Here is a 13,906-nt window from a genome sequence, read left to right on the forward strand (position 1 = left end):
AGCCCATTCTCCGGCACGAACGTGATGCGTGGATCGCGCTGGCGATCGCATATCCCATCTTTCTGATCTCGTTTATCGCAGCGGCCGAAACCAAGGGGCGCACCCGTTGGGTCGCATACACCGTACTGTTCGCGGTTGGCTATGCGTACATGCCGTTCAATGCCGGCGCATCCGGGCTATTTGTCTATCCGGTAGCCATGCTGCCGTTCATCCTGAAGAATCCGCGAAAAGCGCTGATCGCGATGGGAGCGCAAGTCTCCGGTATGTTCGTCGAGATGGCGATCTTCCAGTTGAACCACTGGTCGGTCTTCATTGGTGTCTTCTTCGTGGTGGTAATCACGCTGACGAACATGTATTACGCGGAGCAGGAGCGGTCCAACGCGAAGCTGAAGCTTGCCAATGAAGAGATCGAACATCTGGCAACTGTTGCCGAGCGGGAGCGCATTGCACGCGACCTTCACGATCTGCTGGGGCACACTCTGACCGTGATCGCTTTGAAGAGCGAACTGGCCGGCAAGTTAATTACCAGCGATCCCAGCGCGGCAGCGTCTGAGATTGCCGAGATTCAACAAACCTCGCGTAAGGCATTGGCCGAGGTGCGTGAGGCGGTACTGGGCTATCGCTCGCAGGGGCTGAGTGCCGAGGTGGACCGCGCGCGCAAAGCACTGGCGACCGCGGACATCAAGCTGGTCTGTGACGGTCTACCGAATGAGCTGCCAATCGTCGAAGAGACGGTGCTTTGCCTGGCCGTGAGGGAGAGCGTGACCAATATCATGCGTCACTCTGAGGCGACCGAGGTCTGGATGCAGTTCCGCTTCCGCGATGGGCGCCTGCACGTTACCGTCGCCGATAATGGCAAAGGCGGAATCAAGGAGGAGGGGTCAGGGTTGCGGGGTATGCGTGAGCGTGTGGAAGCACTGGGTGGGCGGTTGTCGATCCAGTCCGAGGTAGGCACTCAACTGACGATCGACCTGCCGCAGGGTGCGGCTACGGCATGACGAAGATTGAGGTACTTCTGGTCGAGGACCAGGGCATGGTTCTCGGGGCCCTGGCCGCTCTGCTGAATACGGAGCCTGATATTACCGTGGCAGGCACGGCCAGTAACGGCCGCGCCGCGCTCGATCTGATTACAAAGAAGCCCCCGCAGGTGCTGGTCACCGATGTCGAGATGCCGCAGATGACCGGTCTAGAACTGGCGGCGATGGTGAAAGAGCGGTTTCCAAAGACACGCGTGGTGATTCTGACCACCTTCGCCCGTCCCGGCTATTTGCGCCGCGCGCTCGACGCCGGAGCTCAGGGCTACCTATTAAAGGACCGTCCTGCGGCCGAGCTCGCCGAGGCGATCCGCCGGGTGCATCGCGGTCTGCGCGTGGTAGATCCGGATTTGGCAGCCGAGGCATGGACAGCCGACCCCGATCCGCTGAGCGATCGCGAACGGCAGATTCTGCAGCGTGCCGGTGACGGCATGTCTACGGCCGATGTGGCGCGAGAACTGGGCCTGAGCGAAGGCACCGTGCGGAACTATCTTTCGGAATCGATCGCAAAACTGGGGGTCTCAAATCGCATCGAGGCGGCGCGCCTCGCGCGCTCCAAAGGCTGGCTGTAGATCGGATAACCGAGTCTCAGGGGCGGTTTGAGCTGCGCTCAAACCGCTTTTGTCATTTCGCAGCGACCGGGGTCCCCGGCCAGCTTTGCTGGTTGGGGTGAATCGAAGCGGAGAAGTTTGCTTCTCGTCCATCCTTTTTTCCGCGGCAACATTTCCATAGCCGTTCCTCTATGCATCTTTATGCATATGCAAGTAAACTTGTCGGCATGAATCGCAGAGAGATGCTGAAGGCTGGTGGCGCCGCCATGGTTGCCGGTATATCGACGAACGGTATGGCTGCACCGGCACAACCGGCTACGAAGGTCGAACGCTGGGACGTCTTTGAAATCACACTGAATGGCCCGAAGGAAGGTAATCCCTTCCTGGACGTCTGGGTGAAAGCCACCTTCCGCAAGGGCGGCCGTGAGATGACCATCGACGGCTTCTACGACGGCGACGGCGTTTATAAGGTGCGCTTCATGCCGGACTCCGTCGGCGCCTGGAACTACACCACCGACAGCAATGCGGCTGCGCTGAAAGGGAAGACGGGAGCCCTGGAGGTGGCGCCCGCAGTCGGGAGCAACCATGGCCCGGTAAGCGTGCGTGACACCTTTCACTTCGGCTATGCCGACGGCACACCGTACTTTCCGTTTGGAACTACCTGCTATGCCTGGGTGCACCAGACAGAAGAGCGTGAACGTGAGACGCTGGCAGCGCTGAAGACAGGGCCATTCAACAAGATGCGCATGTGCATCTTCCCCAAGTGGTACCAGTACAACCATGGGGTTCCGCCGCGCTTCCCGTTTCAGCGCCAGGGCGAAACGAATGATTACTCCCGCTTCAATCCGGAGTACTTCCGCCACATCGAGCAGCGCATTATCGATCTGCGGGCAATGAATGTCGAAGCCGACCTGATCCTCTTTCATCCCTACGATCATTGGGGCTTCCAGGAGATGCCGGCGGAGGTCGACGATCGTTATCTGCGGTATGTGATCGCGCGCTTTGCGGCGTATCGCAACGTATGGTGGTCACTGGCCAACGAGTTCGACCTGATGAAGAAGAAGAACTCCGGGGACTGGGACCGCTATGCGGAGATTGTGACCGAGAGCGATCCATATGGGCGTCTGCGGTCGATCCACTACAGCAAGGCTCCGTACGACTACAGCCGTGTCTGGTGCACTCACGCCGGTGTGCAGGACTACGCCTTCGACAAGGCGGCGAACTGGCGCTCGTCGTGGCGTAAACCGGTCATCTTCGACGAGTGCATGTATGAAGGCAATATCAACTCGCGCTGGGGCAACCTGTCGGGCGAGGAGATGACACGGCGTTTCTGGCTGTGCATCGTCGCGGGAGTCTACCCCGGGCACGGCGAGACATACGTGACCGAAGGCGATATTGAGAACGACAAGGCTGTACTGTGGTGGTCGCACGGTGGCACGTTGAAAGGAACGAGTCCAGCCCGCATCGGCTTTCTGCGAAAGATTATCGAGGAGACCGCCGCTGCAGGTGGGAATCAGATCGGATTTACCCAGATCGAACCGCCGTACTACCCGAGCGCGAAGCGGAATCAGGATGAATCGTTCCTGTTCTACTTCGACTTCCATGAGCCGCTGTACTACGACTTTCTACTGCCGGAAAAGGGCAAGTACCGCGCTGAGCTGATCGACCCGTGGGCCATGACCATAACCCCGGTAGCCGGAGAGTTCAGCGGGAAGAGCCGGGTGAAGCTGACCGGGAAGCCMTATATGGCGGTCCGGTTCGTGAGAGTTTAAAGACGAGGGCGGCCTCAGCGCCGAGATAGGCTTGTAGTCTACTTCTGCGCGCGACCGTCTAAAAAAGATGCCATGGCGCGCAGACTGCTCCTTTCCCTCGTCCTCGGTTCTTCGTGTGTGCTGTGTTCCCAGGTTTTGCGTGCCCAGATTTTGCGTGCCCCTGAGTCGCCTAAGCCGATTCAGGGTGTTGGAGCAAAGCTTGTGCATGTCCCCACGGTGGTGCATGACAAGAAGGGCGCGCTCGTCCTGACCCTGAAGAAGGAAGATTTCAACCTTAAGGTCGACGGCAAGCCCCAGGAGATTCGTTATTTCACCAATGACGCCAACCTGCCGTTGACCCTGGGACTTCTGGTGGATGTCAGCGGCAGCGTCTCCAGCCGTTTGGACGATGAGCGGCGCGCAAGTTCGGCGTTTCTGGACGATATGCTCACCTCGAACGACGATCGCGCGTTCGTTATTCAGTTCGGTCACAAGGCTGACCTGCTGGCCGACCTGACACATGAACGGGGCAAGCTGCAGGAAGGGTTGAAGCGGCTTGAGGGCGACCGGCCCGGAAGCGGTGGTGGGCCAGGAGATCGGGATCCAGGAGATCGGAATGGCGGGCCTCCGCCCGATGACGACCGCAGAGGATCGCAGAATTTCTTCCAGTTTCCCGGTGGCGGTGGCCGCAGCGGCCGTCGCGGTGGGCAGGGAGGCGGCCAAGGCCGACGTGGTGGCTTCGCCGGCGGCGGAACGGTGTTGTACGACGCTGTTTTTCTGGGCAGCGATGAGCTGATGAAGAAGCAGACTGGCCGCAAGGCGCTGATCCTGCTAACCGACGGTGAGGACCGCGGCAGCAAGGTAACGCTGACGCGCTCCCTGGAAGCCGCACAGCGCTCCGACACGATCGTTTACGCGATTTACTACAAGGGCGAAGAGAGCGGCGGGCAGCGCGGCTTCGGCGGGGGACCTCGTGGCAGCTGGCCTGGTCCAGGTGGCCGCTCCGGGACCGGCTCTGGGGCGGGGAGCCGCGACGGAGACGGCAAGAAAGTGCTGGAACGCATGACGCAGGAGACTGGCGGTCAGGTCTTCGAGGTCAGCAAGAAGCATCCGGTCGACGAGATATATAAGGAGATCGCCCGCGAGCTCCGCAGCCAGTACCGTATCGAGTTCACTCCGGACCAGGCGACCGGAAGCGACGGCTACCACCAGATCGGCCAGCCGGAAGATGCCTGGCTGACCTTACAGTGCACCAAGACGGTAGAGGGTGTGAAGCAGGCGGATATTTTCTTTGAGATCGGGCAAACCCCTGCCTTCTGGATGCCGCATGAGCAACAGGCCACGGAACAGACTCCGCCGCCGACGAAGCTGACATTTACCTTCGATGCCTATAAGCCGATGCGGCGGGAGTGGGTGGAAGTACGTAACAACCAGTTCCTGTACAACCGCCCGGGCGCGCACTCCGGCAATATGGAACCGGTGGACTTCTATCTAAAGTTCATGGGATCGACGACCACGATGACGGTCTTCAAGGATCGCGATACGAGCTGGAGTTTTCCGACCAGGCCACTGTTGAAGGCGATGACAGAACAGGATCTGTGTAAGCCTTAGAGCTGCTCCCCTCCCTGCCCGGGTCACTCAGGGCATATCTCAAGCATCTCCCTGACGGTCTGTTCGCTGAGGGGAGGATCGTCGGCATCACCGGTAATAAGCTCTTCGATTGCCTCACCCTGTTCTTCGTTGACACACTCGCTTTGCGGTGAGGGCGAATCGTCCGCGCATAAGATCATGCGTAGTTCTTCCTCTGTCTCTTCGAGATATACCTCCTCCTGGCCGGCCTGTTCTTCGTAGTAAGTATCCGTCTGGATCAGAATGGTTTCATCGGTACGTGTGTAGATATCCATCCGTCATCCTCCTTCTTGCGTGCGCCGCGTATTGGGTCGGTAATTGAACCACGAGATACACATCCCGGACAAGAGTTAAGACAAGAGCAAAAGTGACTGATCATTTTTAAATGCAGCACGCAGAGTTCCCCGGTTGCCTGCGATTCTCCTTCACCGGGGACAAGCTGGAGAAATCGCGAAAACCCAGCTCCCCCGCGTGCGCATGCCGTAACCACACCCCCGTAGCGGGCGTGACAATCTCTCAGCCAAACAAGCAGTATTCGTTTTATTTGCAGACGATACTTACAGCGTGAACCTGCCCTTGTGCAGCCAGTAGAGGGATGTTTGCGGCTTCCAGTTCCACGTGATCGAGACCTTCATTCCGATCGGAAGCCTCACAACGGGCGGTTGTGCTGGTTAAGACCGTGTACTCCGCTGTTTTGTGACAGCATGTCAGACTTTGTTCCACAGGCTCGGTCGAGGTATTTTCTCTCTCGTCCGGAACGACATCTGGGGCGAAGAGACCTTCCAATTTGACCAGATCTCCGTTTTGGGCTGCAGCGGTAAAGGCCGCCAGAAAACGCCTCCGCTCCGCCGAACTCACCGCCGCAGGCCGCCGCGCCGCGATATGTTTCCGAGCACGGGTGAGCAGTTGGCGAACGTTGGTTTCCTTCATCTGAAGGATCTCTGCGATCTGGCAATAGGAGTAGTCAAAGGCCTCGCGAAGGACATACACAGCACGTTCTGTCGGACGGAGCTTCGCGAGGAGAACCAGGACCGCGGTCTTCAATGCGTCCTTGCGTTCTGCGCCCAGGCAGGGATCTGTAGTTGGATCAACCGGCTCTGAAAACCATGTCCCGACATAGGTCTCACGGCGCGAGSGGGCGGACTTGCACAAATTGATGCACATACGGGTTGTGATCGTCATCAGGAATGCCGGAGGATCGAGCACCAGGCTCCGGTCTGTTGCCTGCCATCGCAGCCAGACGTCCTGAACGATATCTTCTGCCTCGGCGGCGCTTCTCAACATGCGATAGGCGACGCCAAATAAATTGCGCCGCAAATTGAGAAACGCCGAAAGGCCGTCGTCGTAGTCACTGGTCTGGGTATTCCATTTGAAACGTGAATCGGTCGGAGATAGAAAGCCATCTGCTGTGTACTGGACTTTCTCAAGCTGAGTCATTGGGGGATCTCCTCTCTAGGGCTGCTTTTGATTGGAGTATCCGGCTCGTCGCGGCTTAACCAACATCCCCATTCGTGCTGGCAAATCCACCTCTTTCGGATACTGGGAGAACGCCACTCGTCCTACCGTGAAGCAACAGAGGGCTATTGCGTCAACCTCTTTTGCTGCGTTCTGTGACAGGCGTACTACTTTTTCGGAGGGAGTTCGAGAAGTCTTCGACCGAAGAGCCGGGAATCGATCGAGTAGGCGCCTGGGCCCAGAACTGAGAGTACTCCGCTGTCGACGATCGATGTAATGAGCTGAGGGCGACTGCCTCCATCGGACATAAGCGCCAGGAGCTGCAGTATTCCCGAGAATACAGCGACATATGGCGTGAACAAACCAAGGCATAACGGCAATGCAGTCAGGGCAAATCCAATCGTCATCCAGCAGGAGGTCACCTGGGCCCAGCGGTCGGCCGCATGGATGAGCAATGAGGTGGCTATCGAGACTCGCAATACCAGGAGCGCCGCCCCCACCAACCCGGTAGGAAACATTGAAAAGAGTCGCTGCACATCCGAAGGCTAACGACCGCAGGGCTGCCGGGCAATCTCGAAAGTAGGGTGCGTTCCTTATCCATTCGGAGACTGGATGCGTGGAGCTTCCGGCGTATTGTTAGATGTCAGGACTTTCCGAAAGCAGAGTGGAGGTATAAACCGTGACAAAGATCATTAAGGTTCTCACTGTGGACGACCATCCTCTGCTGCGTGAAGGAATCGCCGCCGTACTAGAAGGTGAGCAGGACGTGGAGCTTGTCGCGGAAGCGGCGAATGGGCAGGAGGCGATTGAGCTCTTTCGCCGCCACCACCCCGATGTCACCCTGATGGATCTGCAGATGCCGGGGATGAATGGCATCGAGACCATCGTTGCCATCAGGTCTGAGTTTCCAGATGCCCGGTTCGTTGTGCTTACGACCTACCAGGGGGATGTGCAGGCCTTTCGTGCGTTGAAGGCAGGAGCCTCCGGATATCTTCTCAAGAGCATGTTGCGGAAGGACCTGCTGGAGACGATCCGCGCCGTGAACGCCGGAAAGAGAAGGATTCCTTCGGAAATAGCGGCTGAACTGGCAGAGCATATGACCCAGGACGCGCTGAGCGAGCGAGAGATCGAAGTGTTGCGACATGTCGCCAACGGAAACTCCAACAAGATTATCGGAGTGCAGTTGTCCGTCTCTGAGGCCACCATCAAAGGGCACATGAAAAGCATTCTCGCCAAACTTGGCGCAAACGACCGCACGCATGCGGTAACCATTGCGATCAAGCGTGGCTTTATCGACGGCTAGTGTGATTTGGTGTACGTTGCGCGAACAAGAGACGTTTCTTTGTTTTGCTTAAAGGGCATGGCTTCAGCCATGCCATACCTAAGCTAAGAAAAACGCGGCTTCGGCCGCTGAGGTACCTTCACCATACCGCTTACCTCGTCTCAATGATTGCGGTCCACTGTTCGTAGCGCCGGTGCAACGTATTCGAAAGAGGGGCCGGCTGTTGTCTCTCCATCTTCGTTGGCCATCTGCATCAGGTTCTGTGCCTGACTCTTCAAGGTGTACATTCCTCCAAACGCGCTTCCAAGCATCTGCGGTGCTCCATTGAATACCTGTTCGAGGAGCTGCAGGAGCATGCAATAGGAACGGTTGAACTCCTCCTGGGCCAACCGTACTGGGGTGCCGGAAAGGTGATCATCGGATCTCGGATTGGCACGCATAGGGTGTACAGCGCTCCAATCGACAGCTACCGGATCGCCGGTAGGACCTGATCGCGGAGTGTCGCCGCGGCGATATCGCCTACCAAGCTTCAGCTCCTGGAACCGGTAATAATGGGCGACTTGATTACGCTCCGGATGGAAGACATCAGTATCTCCGTCCCATACTTGTGAGTGGCCGGCGCCTTCGCCTTGCTCGACAATCTCTGCCATTGCCGCCAGTGCGGAAGCAAGATCGTTCACCGCTACAATGCTGCCACCTCCGCTATAAAAGGGATGGTTCGTGATCTGCCGAGCCGGATCACCGCAGAAGACATTCCTCTCACCCAGGCTCGTCGACAGGTCGCGAAATCCCTGTTCGATTGCTTCATAGAACTGGCCAATGGTCTCGTAGTGATTACCCTCGGCCGGTCCGGTCTTGGGCGACGGTTGTTCAATCTCGAGGAACGTCTCAAGCGCCTCCGGGCTGAAGCGGAGTAACGGGATCTCAAAAGAATCGGCGCTGTGCGGCAATGGTCGCGGATAGCTTTGCAGCATCTGCGGCGTGTCCAGCCTCGGCTGCCCGCCTACCGCATTCAGAAGATTGGCTGTGAGGGTAAGGTGCAGCATCTCCTCGACAAGAATGCTGTTCAGCACCTCAATGGCCTCGGTGTTATGCCCGGCCTTAATGGAATACAGCGCGCAGAGATACGGCGGAATGGTCGAGTGCTCCAGCTCAAGCGCCCACTGCAGGTGCTCCCGAAGGCCCTCCAGGGTTGTGATGGAACCGGCGCTGGGTGCTGTCTCCATGGTGGATGTCGAATCAGATGGTTTCATGGGCAATGGTTCAACCTCGCAGCAATGACCGGGTAGAGCTTTGATTTGTGACACATGCTGCTTGGGAGGCGGGCGCGAAGAGACCGATGTCACATTTGGATGGGCTGTCTTGTCTTAGCTGGCGACAATGTGCGGTTGCGCGGCGTCGTCCATACTTCAAATCCTGAAAGGCACGCCATGGAAATCAAATCGCAGTTGGCGGACACCACAAGCTCTTCCACGCAAACTGAAGCCCCGAAAGGGAACCAGTTTCATGTCAAAGACGTGCCCGCGGGTTCGTCCCTGCTGGTTGGCGATGCCGTCGTGTTTAACTCTGCAGGGAGCTTCTGCGCGACGCAGGCGAAATGCCCACACAGGCAGGGGCCTTTGAATGAGGGCAGCTTCGATGGATCGACCGTGACATGCCCGTGGCATGGTTCTCAGTTCAATGTCTGTTCCGGCGCCGTGTTGCGCGGCCCCGCCGTAGATCCACTTAAGACGTATCGCGTGGTTGTGGAAGGCGAGATCGGACAAGTGGAAGCGGTTTAAAGCAATTCTCCTGGTACACCCTTAGGAGAAAATGCTCAAGTGCGAGAAAGGGCACGGAGACATGACCGCAGGAAGGCTGGAAGCATTCAGCGATGGAGTCATCGCAATCATTATCACGATCATGGTGCTGGAGTTAAAGGTGCCGCATGGGGGCGGTCTTGAGAACCTGAGACCGCTCCTGCCTGTGTTTTTGAGCTACGTCTTGAGTTTCATCTATGTCGGCATTTACTGGAACAACCATCATCATCTGTTTCACCTGTGCACGGCAGTAACAGGTGGAGTTCTCTGGGCCAATCTGCATCTCTTGTTCTGGCTCTCGTTGCTCCCGTTTGCTACCGGATGGATGGGCGAGAACCACTTCACCAGCGTGCCCACCGCGCTCTATGGCGGAGTGCTCTTCATGGCTGCAGTCGCCTACTACGTTCTTCAACAGGCAATCATTCGCTCGCAAGGGCAGGATTCACTTTTACGACAGGCTATTGGAAGTGATTGGAAAGGGAAGTTGTCGCTGCTGTTGTATCTACTGGCAATCCTCGCAACGTTCTATTCCTCATGGATTGGGCAGGCGATCTTTGCGATTGCGGCTCTGATCTGGCTGATTCCGGACCGGCGCATCGAAAAGCGCCTCGCTATATGAAGAGGTGGGTATGAGTCAAAGCACAGCATTCGTTCCAAACCACTGCTTGTCGCTCGCCCGGGCGCGCGTGGCAATCGATGCGCCACTTGCACCTGCAAATTACGCACGACTGTTTCCGGAGCTTCCGTCTTTCCGGGCGGAGCAATCGTTTTTGCACGCACTCGGCCGTGCCGGCGGCATCTGCGATTGCGGAGAAGTCAGCGATTCGCCTGAATCCCTGGGCGAGACCACGGCCGGCTGGCCGATCTTAGGCCAGTTTGTGGCGCACGACATCACGGCGGACCGGTCTGGTTTAAGCGCCCGTACCAACACGGCGGAGCTGCGCAATGCCCGCAGCCCGCAGCTCAACCTCGAATGCCTGTATGGCGACGGACCTGTTGGCCATCCATTTCTCTATCAGCGCAACGATCCGGCGAAGTTCCTGCTAGGTGCAGATGGAGCAGACCTCCAACGCAACGCAGAGGGCATCGCGCTGATCGGCGATCCGCGCAACGATTCGCATCTGCTGATGTCGCAACTGCATCTCGCCATGCTCAAGGCTCACAATCTGTTTGTTGAGGAAGCAAGGCTCGCAGGCGTAGCGAACGATCGGGTGTTCGATGAAGCGGCCCGGCAGTTGCGATGGCACTATCAATGGAGTGTCGTCAACGAGTTTCTGCCTGTCCTTGTCGGGCAGGAGCTTGCGGAGCAGGTGCTCCGAGATGGCCCGCAATGGTTTCGTCCTGGCCATCGGGGATTTATTCCACTGGAATTTGCCGACGCAGCTTATCGCTACGGGCACTCTCAGATCCGTCACCTTTACCAACTGAACCTGCAGACCGAACCTGTGCCACTCTTTCCTGACCTCCTGGGTTTCCGCCCGGTATCGCGGAGTCGGATGGTTGACTGGAATTTGTTCTTCGATCGCCCGGGTACGACATCCGCACAGCGCTCCAAGAAGATTGATGGGAAGCTCGTGTCATCTCTCATCAGGTTGCCGGTAGACCTCACCGGAGACGTCGAAATCGACGAATATCACTCGCTCGCTGTCCGCGATCTGCAACGGGGGCAAGGCGTCGGGTTACCGTCAGGCGAAGCCGTTGCGCGGCATCTTGGCGTGACTCCGCTTACTGAAGAGGAAGTGGGCATCGCCTCTACCGGTTGGCACGGTGAGACGCCCCTCTGGTACTACATCCTTCGCGAAGCTGATATCCGGACTGGTGGAAATCGCCTCGGCCCAATTGGCGGCGTGATCGTGGCCGAAGTGTTGGTTGGACTCATCGATGCGGATGAGACGTCGTTTCGACGGAGCTCCCCGGAGTGGCAGCCCTCAAAAACGCTCATTGAACGACTTGTCGGCTAGAGCATTTTTCCTGTAGGTGTAGTGCAGGGCTTGTGCATCTATGGGCGTTTTCCTCAATGAAAACGCCGCTGCACGCTCCTCCCCGGATACCCAGCAACAGGGAAAATGCTCTAATGGCGAGCCGCCTGTCACAAAACGCGGCCCTGTTCGGTCTTAGCTGGCACGAACAGCCGCCCTGAAATGGCCGTTCGGGAAACGAAGGGGAACATTATGAAAATCGTAGTGATTGGCGGAACCGGCCTTATCGGATCAAAGCTTGTCGGCAAGCTTCGTGAGCACGGTCACGAGGCCGTACCAGCATCACCCAATTCAGGTGTCAACACGCTCACGGGCGAGGGACTCGCTGAAGTGTTGAAAGGCGCCTCGGTGGTTGTCGATGTATCGAACTCTCCTTCCTTTGAAGAAGCGGAGGCGATGAAGTTCTTTACCACCGCTACCAACAACCTCATTCAGTATGAGAAGGCTGCGGGTGTTCGGCATCATGTCGCACTGTCAGTCGTCGGAACCGATCGCATCGCTCAGAAAAAGCCGTCTGATGCGGAGAAGACGATCCGTGGATACTTCCGTGCAAAGCTCATGCAGGAGAAGCTCATCGCCGAATCTTCAATCCCATATTCCATCGTTCATGCGACCCAGTTCTTTGAGTTCGTCAAGAGTATCGCCGATGCTTCTACTGCTGGAACGACTGTTCGTGTAGCGCCGGTGCTCATTCAACCCATGGCGGCTGAGGATGTCGCAAGCGCCGTTGGCAGAATTGCTGTCGGTCCTGCGGTCAATGGCATTGTCGAAGTCGGCGGTCCGCAGCAGTTCCGTCTCGATGAGTTTGTTCAGCAGGGCCTTAGCGCGCGTAACGATTCGCGCACAGTCGTCGCCGACCCTGCCGCCGGTTACTTCGGAATCGAAGTCGATGAGCGCGCACTGGTTCCCGGCGATAACGCCCGGCTCGGCGAGATCCGCYTCGATACGTGGCTTAAAGATTCCGCAAAGCCCGCTGCGAATGTCGCTTCCCAGCCCGCGGCAGCAGCAGCCGCGTCCCGCTGAAACAGAAGCCGGGTTTGGACCCGGCTTCGTATCACTGACAAACAAGAAGCGATAGAGCATTTTCCCTGTAGGCGTGGTGTAGGGATTCCGGATCTATGGGCGTTTTCCGCATGAAAACGCCRCTGCATGCCCCTTCCGGGATACCCAGTAACAGGGAAAATGCTTTAAGTGAGGAGGCGAAGTATGACGTTCGCAAAATTAGTGTTGTGCCTGGCGTGGTTCACGCCCGGCTTACTGGTGGCACAGCAAGCTCAGGTCTCGGAACTGATGTCGAAAGATCTGAAGGACATCAACAAAGAAGGTCTGATGATCACGGTGGTGTATCCGCCGGGAAGTTCAGACCCGGTACATCGTCACTATGCGCATGCGTTCGTCTATGTGCTGGAAGGCTCGATCGTAATGCGGGTGAAGGGCGGCAAGGAAGTGACGCTGACTCCCGGTCAGACCTTCTATGAAGGCCCGGAAGATATCCACTCCGTCGGCCGCAACGCAAGCAAGACGAAACCGGCAAAGTTCGTGGTCTTCCTCGTGAAGGAGAAGGGCGCTCCGGTAGTGACGCCTGTGAACTAGAGCATTTTCCCTGTAGGTGTCGTGTAGGGCTTCTGCATCTATGGGCGTTTTCCGTAATGAAAACTCCGCTCGGGTCTTTATCAATTAGTTCCTGTGAGGATGGATAATTCAGGTGGGAGCACCGTCGAGACTCCATCCATGAGAAACAGCAACTCTAATTTGCAAACGGGCGGACGCGTCGTTCTTGCGGCGACCATCCTCGGATCGAGCATGGCGTTTCTTGACGGGACGGTCGTCAATGTTGCGCTTCCTGCGCTGCAGAATGCCTTCCACGCGTCGCTTGCAGATGTGCAGTGGGTCGTCGAAGCATACGCTCTTTTGCTGGCAGCGCTGCTTCTTGTCGGTGGTTCGCTGGGAGACATCTTCGGGCGTCGCAAGATCTATATCTGCGGAGTTGTCGTGTTTGCCTCCGCCTCTGCGTGGTGCGGCTTGGCGCGGGACATCCACATGCTGATCTGGGCGCGTTCCCTGCAGGGCTTCGGGGCGGCGTTGCTGGTGCCTGGCAGCCTGGCGCTGATTACCGCGTCCTTTCCGCCAAGTATGAGAGGGCAGGCTATCGGTACATGGTCCGGCTTTTCCGCGATGACGTCCGCCATTGGTCCGGTCATCGGCGGCTGGTTGATTGAGCACTCCACATGGCGCTGGGTCTTCTTCCTGAATCTTCCACTCGCGCTGGCAGTGGTTCTGTTGTCCACCAGAGTTCCGGAAAGCCGCAACGTTGGGATCTCGCGTCGTGTCGATTGGTTAGGCGCTCTCCTGGTCACGCTGGGGCTTGGCGGCATCACCTATGGCTTGATTGAGTGGCCCAGCCGAGCGCACCGTAATCCCAGTCC

15 protein-coding genes are annotated in these 13,906 nt (G+C 57.6%); 11 read left to right on the forward strand and 4 right to left on the reverse strand.

Going from position 1 to position 13,906, the window contains the following annotated elements; translation table 11 throughout:
• The 4 genes from AB4043_RS04590 to AB4043_RS04605 all read left to right on the forward strand — a co-directional run.
• Positions 1-998, forward strand: a 998-nt coding sequence (locus tag AB4043_RS04590) for a sensor histidine kinase (RefSeq protein WP_442306575.1), incomplete at its 5' end; no start/stop codon positions are given.
• Positions 995-1,606: a response regulator transcription factor gene (locus tag AB4043_RS04595; RefSeq protein ID WP_442300246.1), complete on the forward strand. Its 612-nt coding sequence runs from the start codon at positions 995-997 to the stop codon at positions 1,604-1,606. The genes AB4043_RS04590 and AB4043_RS04595, both read left to right, overlap by 4 nt.
• A 206-nt stretch (positions 1,607-1,812) precedes the next feature.
• Entirely contained in the window at positions 1,813-3,357 is a 1,545-nt protein-coding gene (locus AB4043_RS04600; protein WP_442300245.1) for a DUF5060 domain-containing protein, read from the forward strand.
• 72 nt (positions 3,358-3,429) lie between these two features.
• Complete coding sequence (locus AB4043_RS04605; protein WP_442306576.1) at positions 3,430-4,947, forward strand: VWA domain-containing protein; 1,518 nt, start codon at positions 3,430-3,432, stop codon at positions 4,945-4,947.
• A gap of 23 nt (positions 4,948-4,970) precedes the next feature.
• Here the strand turns inward: AB4043_RS04605 and AB4043_RS04610 are convergent, their stop codons facing one another.
• From AB4043_RS04610 to AB4043_RS04620, 3 genes are all read right to left on the reverse strand, one after another.
• Positions 4,971-5,240: a hypothetical protein gene (locus AB4043_RS04610; RefSeq protein WP_442300242.1), complete on the reverse strand. Its 270-nt coding sequence runs from the start codon at positions 5,238-5,240 to the stop codon at positions 4,971-4,973.
• A 265-nt stretch (positions 5,241-5,505) separates the two neighbouring features.
• Positions 5,506-6,402 (reverse strand): sigma-70 family RNA polymerase sigma factor, encoded by an 897-nt coding sequence (locus tag AB4043_RS04615; protein ID WP_442306577.1) that lies wholly within the window; start codon positions 6,400-6,402, stop codon positions 5,506-5,508.
• 185 nt (positions 6,403-6,587) lie between these two features.
• Positions 6,588-6,938: a hypothetical protein gene (locus tag AB4043_RS04620; RefSeq protein WP_442306578.1), complete on the reverse strand. Its 351-nt coding sequence runs from the start codon at positions 6,936-6,938 to the stop codon at positions 6,588-6,590.
• Positions 6,939-7,099: 161 nt separating this feature from the next.
• On the opposite strand from AB4043_RS04620, the gene AB4043_RS04625 reads away from it, so the two are divergent.
• Positions 7,100-7,723, forward strand: coding sequence for a response regulator (locus AB4043_RS04625; protein WP_442300239.1), 624 nt, complete (start codon positions 7,100-7,102; stop codon positions 7,721-7,723).
• 140 nt (positions 7,724-7,863) lie between these two features.
• Here AB4043_RS04625 and AB4043_RS04630 read toward each other — a convergent pair whose 3' ends face one another.
• A complete protein-coding gene (locus AB4043_RS04630; RefSeq protein WP_442300238.1) occupies positions 7,864-8,955 on the reverse strand; it encodes a ferritin-like domain-containing protein in 1,092 nt (363 codons plus the stop codon).
• A 177-nt stretch (positions 8,956-9,132) separates the two neighbouring features.
• Here AB4043_RS04630 and AB4043_RS04635 point away from each other — a divergent pair, with 177 nt between their 5' ends.
• From AB4043_RS04635 to AB4043_RS04660, 6 genes are all read left to right on the forward strand, one after another.
• A complete protein-coding gene (locus AB4043_RS04635; RefSeq protein ID WP_442300237.1) occupies positions 9,133-9,483 on the forward strand; it encodes a Rieske (2Fe-2S) protein in 351 nt (116 codons plus the stop codon).
• A gap of 61 nt (positions 9,484-9,544) precedes the next feature.
• The gene (locus AB4043_RS04640; RefSeq protein WP_442300236.1) at positions 9,545-10,120 is read left to right on the forward strand and encodes a TMEM175 family protein; all 576 of its coding nucleotides are present in this window, start codon (positions 9,545-9,547) and stop codon (positions 10,118-10,120) included.
• Between the two features lie 151 nt (positions 10,121-10,271).
• Positions 10,272-11,462, forward strand: coding sequence for a peroxidase family protein (locus AB4043_RS04645; protein ID WP_442306579.1), 1,191 nt, complete (start codon positions 10,272-10,274; stop codon positions 11,460-11,462).
• Between the two features lie 210 nt (positions 11,463-11,672).
• Positions 11,673-12,503 carry an SDR family oxidoreductase gene (locus AB4043_RS04650; RefSeq protein WP_442306580.1) on the forward strand — a complete coding sequence of 277 codons (831 nt, stop codon included), beginning with the start codon at positions 11,673-11,675 and terminating at the stop codon, positions 12,501-12,503.
• A 183-nt stretch (positions 12,504-12,686) separates the two neighbouring features.
• On the forward strand, positions 12,687-13,073 hold the full coding sequence (locus AB4043_RS04655) for a cupin domain-containing protein (protein WP_442300233.1): 387 nt from the start codon (positions 12,687-12,689) through the stop codon (positions 13,071-13,073).
• Between the two features lie 159 nt (positions 13,074-13,232).
• Positions 13,233-13,906 (forward strand): MFS transporter (locus AB4043_RS04660; RefSeq protein ID WP_442306581.1); only part of this gene is annotated, 674 nt, incomplete at its 3' end.

This window comes from Terriglobus sp. YAF25, assembly GCF_052113305.1.
GTDB lineage: Bacteria > Acidobacteriota > Terriglobia > Terriglobales > Acidobacteriaceae > Terriglobus.

Bases quoted from the DNA above. Each gene is read 5' to 3' on its own strand.
- AB4043_RS04595 (WP_442300246.1), top strand. From the start codon at position 995: ATGACGAAGATTGAGGTACTTCTGGTCGAGGACCAGGGCATGGTTCTC.
- AB4043_RS04605 (WP_442306576.1), top strand. From the start codon at position 3,430: ATGGCGCGCAGACTGCTCCTTTCCCTCGTCCTCGGTTCTTCGTGTGTG.
- AB4043_RS04610 (WP_442300242.1), bottom strand. From the start codon at position 5,240: ATGGATATCTACACACGTACCGATGAAACCATTCTGATCCAGACGGAT.
- AB4043_RS04620 (WP_442306578.1), bottom strand. From the start codon at position 6,938: ATGTTTCCTACCGGGTTGGTGGGGGCGGCGCTCCTGGTATTGCGAGTC.
- AB4043_RS04630 (WP_442300238.1), bottom strand. From the start codon at position 8,955: ATGAAACCATCTGATTCGACATCCACCATGGAGACAGCACCCAGCGCC.
- AB4043_RS04635 (WP_442300237.1), top strand. From the start codon at position 9,133: ATGGAAATCAAATCGCAGTTGGCGGACACCACAAGCTCTTCCACGCAA.
- AB4043_RS04640 (WP_442300236.1), top strand. From the start codon at position 9,545: ATGACCGCAGGAAGGCTGGAAGCATTCAGCGATGGAGTCATCGCAATC.
- AB4043_RS04655 (WP_442300233.1), top strand. From the start codon at position 12,687: ATGACGTTCGCAAAATTAGTGTTGTGCCTGGCGTGGTTCACGCCCGGC.